Origin of the sequence: Methanosphaera sp. A6 (genome assembly GCF_001729395.1) — an archaeon.
Lineage (GTDB): Archaea > Methanobacteriota > Methanobacteria > Methanobacteriales > Methanobacteriaceae > Methanosphaera > Methanosphaera stadtmanae.
Window position 1 is genome coordinate 1 of the sequence record NZ_MAIF01000029.1, and the last position, 9,253, is coordinate 9,253.

At 28.0% G+C, this 9,253-nt stretch carries 11 protein-coding genes and 1 pseudogene; 9 read left to right on the plus strand and 3 right to left on the minus strand.

The genetic code is table 11. From position 1 onward, the window contains the following. Positions 1 to 42: 42 nt before the first annotated feature. Together dph5 and A9758_RS00930 are read left to right on the plus strand one after the other, a co-directional pair. Complete coding sequence (gene dph5, locus A9758_RS00925) at positions 43 to 834, plus strand: diphthine synthase (RefSeq protein WP_011406604.1); 792 nt, start codon at positions 43 to 45, stop codon at positions 832 to 834. Positions 835 to 950: 116 nt separating this feature from the next. After that, a complete protein-coding gene (locus tag A9758_RS00930; protein ID WP_011406603.1) occupies positions 951 to 1,169 on the plus strand; it encodes a hypothetical protein in 219 nt (72 codons plus the stop codon). 82 nt (positions 1,170 to 1,251) lie between these two features. On the opposite strand, the gene A9758_RS00935 is transcribed toward A9758_RS00930, so the two are convergent. Continuing rightward, entirely contained in the window at positions 1,252 to 1,971 is a 720-nt protein-coding gene (locus A9758_RS00935; protein ID WP_011406602.1) for a hypothetical protein, read from the minus strand. A 563-nt stretch (positions 1,972 to 2,534) separates the two neighbouring features. Here A9758_RS00935 and hdrC point away from each other — a divergent pair. From hdrC to A9758_RS00970, 7 genes and pseudogenes are all read left to right on the plus strand, one after another. Further along, positions 2,535 to 3,101, plus strand: a pseudogene (gene hdrC, locus A9758_RS00940) (CoB--CoM heterodisulfide reductase subunit C); the annotation flags it as partial. Between the two features lie 31 nt (positions 3,102 to 3,132). Further along, positions 3,133 to 4,026, plus strand: coding sequence for a CoB--CoM heterodisulfide reductase subunit B (gene hdrB / locus A9758_RS00945; protein ID WP_011406600.1), 894 nt, complete (start codon positions 3,133 to 3,135; stop codon positions 4,024 to 4,026). Positions 4,027 to 4,273: 247 nt separating this feature from the next. Continuing rightward, positions 4,274 to 4,561, plus strand: coding sequence for a DUF749 domain-containing protein (locus A9758_RS00950; protein ID WP_011406599.1), 288 nt, complete (start codon positions 4,274 to 4,276; stop codon positions 4,559 to 4,561). Beyond that, on the plus strand, positions 4,551 to 5,099 hold the full coding sequence (locus A9758_RS00955) for a DUF2096 domain-containing protein (protein WP_011406598.1): 549 nt from the start codon (positions 4,551 to 4,553) through the stop codon (positions 5,097 to 5,099). Before A9758_RS00950 ends, A9758_RS00955 begins: the two co-directional genes overlap by 11 nt. Before the next feature lie 177 nt (positions 5,100 to 5,276). After that, positions 5,277 to 5,948: a metallophosphoesterase gene (locus tag A9758_RS00960; RefSeq protein ID WP_069776310.1), complete on the plus strand. Its 672-nt coding sequence runs from the start codon at positions 5,277 to 5,279 to the stop codon at positions 5,946 to 5,948. Positions 5,949 to 5,958: 10 nt separating this feature from the next. Next, complete coding sequence (locus A9758_RS00965) at positions 5,959 to 7,287, plus strand: phenylacetate--CoA ligase family protein (protein ID WP_011406596.1); 1,329 nt, start codon at positions 5,959 to 5,961, stop codon at positions 7,285 to 7,287. A gap of 11 nt (positions 7,288 to 7,298) precedes the next feature. Beyond that, entirely contained in the window at positions 7,299 to 7,730 is a 432-nt protein-coding gene (locus A9758_RS00970) for an amino acid-binding protein (protein ID WP_011406595.1), read from the plus strand. 19 nt (positions 7,731 to 7,749) lie between these two features. Here A9758_RS00970 and thiD read toward each other — a convergent pair whose 3' ends face one another. Continuing rightward, complete coding sequence (gene thiD, locus A9758_RS00975) at positions 7,750 to 8,529, minus strand: bifunctional hydroxymethylpyrimidine kinase/phosphomethylpyrimidine kinase (RefSeq protein ID WP_011406594.1); 780 nt, start codon at positions 8,527 to 8,529, stop codon at positions 7,750 to 7,752. Further along, positions 8,507 to 9,193, minus strand: coding sequence for a 2-phospho-L-lactate guanylyltransferase (gene cofC / locus A9758_RS00980; protein ID WP_011406593.1), 687 nt, complete (start codon positions 9,191 to 9,193; stop codon positions 8,507 to 8,509). The genes thiD and cofC overlap by 23 nt, the downstream gene beginning before the upstream one ends. Positions 9,194 to 9,253 lie beyond the last annotated feature (60 nt).

The following is a 9,253-nucleotide window of genomic DNA, read 5'->3' on the forward strand; positions in this document are numbered from 1 at the left end:
TAAAAAAATATTTTTAATTTTCTTATAATGAGGTGTATTTAATTGTTATATTTTATTGGTTTAGGATTATTTAGTGAAGATGATATTTCATATAAGGGTTTTAAAGCTCTTAAGAGTGTTGATTGTATTTATGCTGAATTTTATACTGCTAAGTTAATGGGTGGTAATATTGATAATTTAATTGAAAAATTAGATGTTCCATTTATTACATTAAAACGTGAAGATGTTGAAGATGCTAATGTTATTATTAAAGAAGCAATGACTAAGGATATTGCTTTTGTTACTGCAGGTGACTCTTTAATGGCAACTACTCATACAGAATTATATGTTGAAGCTATTAATAAGGGAATCAAAACACAGATTATACATGGTAGTAGTATTTTTTCTGCAGCTCCAGGTATCAGTGGTCTTCAAGCTTATAAATTTGGTAAAACAACCACTGTTCCTTTTCCTGATGAGAATTTCTTTCCACATTCACCATATGATGCTATTAAATTAAATTCTCAAATGGGTCTTCATACACTTGTATTACTTGATATTCAAGCTCATAAGGATAGATATATGACTGTTAATCAGGCATTAGATTATTTATCTAAAGTTGAATCTGAACGTAAAGAGCATGTATTTGATGATGATCGTATTGTTATTGGTATTGCTCAAGCTGGTAGTAAACATCCTATTGTAAAGGGTGGTAGAGTTAGTGATGTAAAGAATTTTGATTTTGGTAAACCTTTACATTGTATAATAGTTCCTGCTAATTTACATTTTATTGAGGCTGAGGCATTGATTACATTAGCTGATGTTGATAAAGAGTTACTTAAAGATTTTTTATAATTTTTTCATAAGTATTTTATATTGTGTTTTTCATATAATATAATTAGATATTTAAAAAAAATATTTAGTTGGTAGAAGGTAATAAATAATATAAATAAATATGAGAAGTGTTTAAATTGAACTACTCAGAGGATAGATCTGTAGAATTTATTAAGGGTACTCATATATCACATGATGTTTATAAAGACATTCAATTTATTCATGATAAAAGAACATGTTTTTATCAAATAATATGTACAAAGCATGATAACACACAATGTTTTGTTTATATAGGTTATGATGGTGCTACTGCCAGGCGTACATATAATCGAATTATTGCTCAAGCTAGTAAATAATGTGTTTGATAATAGAGTATCTTCCTTTTTTTATTTTTTTTAGGAAAACTAGTTTTATTTTAAAAAAAAGGTTTATGGGAGTTTAATATAGTTGTGTATATTTTTGTAGATAGTTTTGATAATTTTTATCAAGTAATCTATGTAATGTCATGATTTCAGGATTTGTTGCTGCTTTTTGTTCTGTTAAATTTCTTAGTGTTTTATTTTTTATGTTTTCTTGAATTTCTTTTATTGTAAAATTTAATTGATTTATATTTTCTTGTTCTAGGTTGTCTGTTATTTTATAGTTTTCTTGGGGATATATGTTTGTACTTGTCATTAGATTGTTATATTTTGCTTCATATATTGCACGGGATGTGTCAAATAAGTCAATTCCAAGATATGCTAGTATTGGTATGATTTGTGTTGTTGCAAATGGAAAGTACAATGTGGTGTTTGGATTTATATTTTCTCTAGTTTTGATTATTATATCTAGTAGACTTTCTGGATTTCTTTGTAATTCATCTGTATTTGCAAACATCAATGTTCTGTATCCAAGTTTTTCTAATTCCATTGCACATTCTACTCTAATATCAGTATATTGTGCTCCTTGTATAACTGCTATTTTATCTTTATTTTCTTCTTTTTTTGCAAGTTCTATTGTTTGCTCCATGTTTTCTTGTGCTATTTCCTTTTGTATTTTAAATGGTGTTGCTATATTTTTAACAATATCTACTATATTATAGTCTATTATATGAGGTGTTTTATATTCTCGCCATTGTCCTTGTCTTGAGGGTCCATCATGTGAAATAATCTTTAACATTTTCTATTTTTTCTCCCATATTATTTTTTTTCTACTTATTATTTTATTTTTTATAGTATATTTTTATTAGTACAATAATTGGTGTAATCTTTTAGGTAACACAACTTATTTTTTTTGATATATTTATATAATAAATACAATTAATCTATTAATAGAAATTTATAATTAATTAAGCTGTAAATTTCTACAAGTTAACTATTAAAAATTTATCCTTCTGGTCTATGAATACCTTAATCTCTAATAGATTAGGGATAAAATAGACAAACAGAAGGAATAAAATCTTAGTAACATTAAATATGGTTTGAATATAATAAATAACCTAAAAAAGATGGTGCTATGATTAAATAAACCCATAGACTATGGGAGCTAGCTCGATTAATTTAAACTATACTAGTTTATTACTCGGGAATTTCCAATCTTTAGGTTGGAGAGTAAGTCAGCCAATATTGTTGATGAATTAGGTGCATTAACATCATCTAGAAATATCTTTTTTTAGATGTAAAATTAAATTCTTAGCTTTATAAAAAATAATTTTTTTATATTGTGTATTTTATCAATGGAGTGAAAAAATGACATTATTAAATGAAAGTGAATACTTAATTACTGATAAAGATGTAGATCCTACATTTAAAGATGAAATAATGGCAAATGGATCTGAAAGTTTAGCAATTTGTTACCAATGTGGAACATGTTCAGGAGCATGTCCTTCTGGTAGAAGAACTCCTTACATGATCAGAAGATTAGTAAGAAAAGCATTAGCAGGATTAAAAGATCAAGTAATTTCAGACGATGCAATTTGGATGTGTACAACCTGTTATGAATGTCAAGAAAGATGTCCTCGTGATATTAAAATTGTAGAAATTGTAAAAGCAATCAGAAATGTAGCAGCACATGAAGGTTACATGGCATTATCACATAAAAAAACCGGTTCATTTGTTGCAAAAACTGGTCATGCTGTACCAATTAACGACAAAGTAAAAACTTTAAGAAAAGAAATTGGTCTTGATGAAGTACCAGCAACAACCCACAAATTCCCAGAAGCATTAGAAGAAGTACAAACTTTAATCAAAGCTACTGGATTCGATGAATTAATAGGCTACGATTGGGCAGCTGGAGACATAAAAGAATAAATTTCAACAATTTAATAAGGAGGATAATAATATGGCATATGCTTACTTTTTAGGATGTATAATGAACAACAGATACCCTGGTATTGAAAAATCTACAAGGGTACTTATGGACAAATTAGGTGTAGAATTAACAGATATGGATGGAGCTTCCTGTTGTCCTGCACCAGGTGTATTTGGTTCTTTTGATAAAGAAACCTGGGCAACAATTGCAGCAAGAAACATAACAATTGCAGAAGATATGGGAGCAGACATCTTAACAGAATGTAATGGATGTTTTGGTTCACTTCATGAAGCAAACGACTTATTAAAAGAAGACAAAGAATTCAAAGAAAAAGTAAATGGTTCTTTATCTGAAATTGGTCGTGAATTCAAAGGTGAAAGTAACGTAAGACACTTTGCAGAAGTATTATATAACGATATAGGTCTTGAAAAAATTGCAGAAGCATTTGAAAAAGACTTAAATTTAAATGTTGCAGTACACTATGGATGTCACTTCTTAAAACCTAGTGATGAAATAGGTATAGACAATCCTAAAAACCCTAAAATATTAGATGAACTTGTAGAAATTACAGGAGCAAAATCTGTACCATATGCAGACAAAATGATGTGTTGTGGAGCAGGTGGAGGTCTTAGAGCAAGAGATCTTGATGTTACAACAAGTTTTACCCATGAAAAACTTGAAAACATGAAAGCAGCAGGCGTAGATGCAATTGTTGATGTATGTCCTTTCTGTCACATGCAATTTGATGTAGGTCAAACAGAAGTAAATGAAAGATACAATACTGACTTTGCAATACCTGTATTACACTTAGCTCAATTATATGGATTAGCAATGGGATTATCTCCTGAAGATTTAACACTTGATAAACAAGTAGTTGACCCAGCTGAATTAGTTCAAAAAATGAACACACCTAGAGAAGAATAAGTGTTTACTTTAAAATATAACTTTAAAGTTATATTTTTCTCCCCTAACCTCCCATTAATAACATACTACTTTTATTTTTAGAAATATAAACTCTTTTTAATTAATTATATATGGGTTATTTTATCATGAAAAATCAATACCTTTATTAAATTAGAATAAAATAAAGATACTTATAGTAATATGAAAAAAATAAAGTAAAAAAATAAAGATATGAATTTAAATTAAAAATTATAAGGAGTTATTTTATATGCAAAAATTTATTGTTGGATTAGTAGGTGTATTCACACTAAAGGATTTACCAGAAGATTATGAGAAATTTGTAGAATATAAGGCAACAATTGATAAAAAAGAATTAGATGATACAGTGCCTATTGCTATACTACAAGTTAAGGATACAACAAGTTATCATGTTTTATTCCTTGATTCATATAATTCAATGGAAGAAATTGATAAGGAAATTGAAGAATCATTAGATGGTGAAATATACAACTTCAATGTAAGAAACATATTAGAGGGTCATTTAAATGGTCACTGATAACAAAGATCCATTGGAGTTAAGATGGACAGTTCTTGATCATTTATTGAAGAAATTAATAAAATCATATGAAGTACCACAAGAAGTTATACAAAATCTTCAATATGCAAGAGCATTAACCAACTTTTATAAGGATGATCCAACTGAACCTGATAGGGCAAAAGAATTACCACGTATAGATTCTCTATTAAATGAGGTAGAACAAACTTTACTTGATATTGCACAGATTGAAGGTGAAGACTTTGTTAAAGATTGGGAGAAGAAATTGTTTGATGCATCCCAGGGAAAAGAAGTATTTAAAAATGTTAAAATTCAATCTAAATTTATTCCAGGAATGCCTGCAAACTTCGATTTCATTAGATTTAATTTCAAAGAACCTGTTCAAGAAGAAAGATTTATGGAAATATGTGAATATGAAAATGTTATTATAGAATTTGATGATAATGATGTTTCAGTATTTGTATTTGGTGAGAAAGATAACATACAATGTGCACTAAAAGAAATGAGTCCATTTTTCCATGAACAGATGCAAGGATAATTCTTTTATATTAAAATATATTTCTAGATGTATGTGTTACTTTAGAAATATACACTCTTTTTTTTTAGTTTTATATATTAGCTTATTTTTTTTATGATATTATACTAAAAGTTATTAACTTTAAATTAGAAAATTTTAATTATATAATTTTAGTAACTTTTATGGGGATATATTATAATGAAAATATTAGTACTTACAGATATTCAAGGATCTCCTGATAAAATATTTAATTATTTAGATAATAATTCAGTAGATTCTATTATAATCACTGGGGATATTACAGATTTTGGCCCTGAGGATTATTTTGTTGAAATACTCAATAAATTTAGTAATTATGCAAATGTATATGCTTTACAGGGAAATTGTGATCCTGCTAATTCACCAGATTTACTTGATAAATCTAACATAACTAATATACATGATAATGTTTCAAATATTGATGAGATGATAATACTTGGTTTTGGTGGATCTAATCCTACACCATTTGATACACCAAATGAATTTAGTGAAGAAATATTATATGAAAAATTAAGTAAATTCAATAATCAATTAAGTTCTGATTCATTCACAATACTTGTAACTCATGCACCTCCATATGATACAAATGCAGATAAAATAGAATCAGGAGTTCATGTGGGAAGTAAATCAATAAGAAAAATCATTGAAGAAACACAACCTACATTAAATCTATGTGGTCATGTACATGAATCAATAGGACAAGACACTATAGGAAAAACAACAATAATAAATCCTGGTGATGCTGGAAATGGACATGCCTGTCTAATTGAATTATCCAAAGAGGATATAAAAAATAAAACATTTAATTTAAATATATTTACAATAGAATGAGGAAACAATCATGGCAAAGTTTAAAGAAGAAGATGTTTACATATTCAACAAAGAAAGAGAATGTATGACTCGTGAAGAATTCAGAGAATTACAACTAAGAAGACTTAAAAAAGTAGTAAGATATGCATATGATAATGTGAAATTTTACAGAGATTTATATGATGCACATAATGTATCACCTGATGATATTAAAACATTAGAAGATATACAATTACTACCATTTATAACAAAAGATGATTTAAGAAATACATATCCTTTTGACTTACAAGCAGCACCTAAAGAAGACTGGAAAGAAGTACATTCAACAAGTGGTACAACAGGAATTCCTACAGTAGCAGCATACACACAAAAAGATCTTGATATATGGGCTGAAGTAACAGCACGTGGACTTGCAAGTGTAGGAGTACATAAAAATAGTATTGTAAACATAGCATATGGATTTGGACTATTTACTGGTGGTCATGGAGCACAATATGGAGCTCAAAAAATAGGAGCACTAGCAGTACCTATGTCTTCAGGAAATACAAAAAGACAATTAAACTTCATACATGATTTCCCAGCAGACTTTTTATGTTGCACACCTTCATATGCATTGTATCTTGCAGAATCATTAGAAAAAGAAGGTCATAATCCAAAAGATGTATCTCTTAAAGGTGGAGTATTTGGGGCAGAAATGTGGTCTGAAGAGATTCGTAATAAATTAGAAGAAAAATTCGATATATCTGCTCAAAACATCTATGGATTAACAGAAGTAATGGGACCTGGAGTGTCAACAGAATGTCATATAAAAGAGGGTATGCATATTGCAGAAGATCATTTTTATCCAGAAATAATAGATCCTGAAACTCTGGAAGTACTACCTGAAGGAGAAGAAGGAGAAATAGTTTTCACTTCCCTTACAAAAACAGGTATGCCAGTTATAAGATACAGAACAAAGGATCTTACTTCTTTAAACTATGAAAAATGTAAATGTGGACGAACAACAGTTAGAATGAATAGAATCACTGGACGTAGTGATGATATGCTTAAAGTAAAAGGAGTAATAGTATTCCCTAAACAAATTGAAGAGGTAATTATGGAAATGAAAGAATTATCTTCAGCATATCAAATAGTTGTATCTAGACCAGATACATTAGATGTAATAGAAGTTCAAGTAGAAATTGATCAAGTTAATTTCTCAGATTCAATGATGGACTTAGAAGCATTTAAACATACAATAGCTAAAAATATAAAAGAAGCTATTGGTATTGGAGTAAAAGTAACTCTAGCAGAACCATACTCTCTTCCTAGAAGTGAAGGAAAAGCAGTACGTGTAATTGATAAAAGAAATTTTAATTAAGGGGTGTGAGTATGCCAATTAAACAAGTATCAGTATTTCTAGAAAATAAGAGTGGAAGATTACATAAAGCATTGTATACTTTAAAATCTTATAATATAGATATTAGAGCTTTATCCATTGCAGATACATCAGAATTTGGAATTTTAAGAATGATTGTATCAAATCCAGATAAAGCTAAAGATGCACTAGAAAAAGAACAATTTGCAGTTAGTTTGGCTGAAGTTTTAGCAATAGAAGTAGAAGACCAACCAGGAGGTCTTGAAGCTGCATTAGATTTAATAAATGAAGAAAATATCAACGTGGAATACATCTATGCTTTTGTAGAAAAGAAAACTCAAAAAGCTTTAGTTGTATTAAGAACTGAAAATAATGATAAATCTCAAGAAATTTTAACTAGTAATGGTTTTTCATTATTAAATCAGGATGAAGCATATACATTGTAAGTATATGCTATTATTTTTTTTAGAATTCTATATTTTTCCAGAATTGATATGGTGTTTTATTAAATCCATATTTTATACTGTTTCTAATAAATTCATTACTTTTTTTACATGATTCATATAAATTATAGCCTTCTATTAATCTACTTGTAATTGCTGAGGAATATGTGCATCCTGTTCCATGGGTGTTATCTGAATTTATTAATTTACCTTCAATTCTAAATATTTCATCATCACAATAGAGTATATCATTTCCTTGCATATGTCCACCAGTAATTACAACAGAATTATCTTTACTTAATTTTTCTGCAACAGATATCATATCTTCCTCAGATGTAATTGTTTTATTTGATAATTTTTCTGCTTCATGTATATTGGGTGTAATAATAAATGAATTTTTAACTAAATATTTATTCATATATTCAATAAAAGAATTACCAGTTAAATCACCACCAGACTCAGAGACCATAACAGGATCAACAACAGCCCTTAAATCATACTCCTTAATCTTTCTAGATACAAGCTTTATAATATCACCAGAATATAACATACCAGTCTTAATATATCTAATTGGATAAACAGATAAAATTTCATCAATTTCAGATTCAATTAAATCTAAATCAACACCATCAATACCAGTAACACAATATGGATTTTGAGCAGTAACTGCTGTAACTACACATGTTGCATAAATACCATGAGCATGAAATGTTTTACAGTCAGCAATAATACCAGCTCCACCAGAAGGATCAAGTCCTGCAATAGTCATACTACATTTTTTATTCATTTTTTCTATAGACATAAAGTCGCTCCTTTCCATGATTACTTTCAACACCAATATTTAAATTACTAAGATAATTATATGTATGGGTATTTCTTCCATGTAATAAAATCTCACCTAAATCCTCAGGAGTATTAACATCCAATGATAAATAAAAGGAATCATAAATATTAACATCTAAATTATTATTTTTAGCCTCTTGAACATGTTTAAAGAAACTAAATGCACCAAATAATGGCTTATAATTATATTCTCTATTTATGTATAATAAATTAGTACCACCACCCTTTGATGGTGAAATAATAAAATCATCCCTATTTTTGAGAATATACTTCATATTTCTAGAGTTAAAAAGTGGAATATCAGCTGGTAATATCATAACACTGTAATTATCATAATTTTTACTAATATAACTAATAGCATCACTAATAGCATTATTTAAAAAATCATGTTCATGTTCTTTTTCCTTAAAAACATTTAAATTAAGATATTTTGCATAATTTAGAACATATTCATCCTTACTAGTAACTATAATATCAGATACATGATCTTGAATATTACTAACAATATCTTTCAACATGACTTTTAGTAGATTAGTTCTCTCACTTTCAGATAAAAATGGAGAAAGACGTGTTTTAGAATTATTAAAACTAGATATAGGTATTATAGTAATTATTTTATTCATAATTAATTATTGTCTAAAAAAATAAATATATTATTCTAAAAAAAATAGAATTTTTTATAA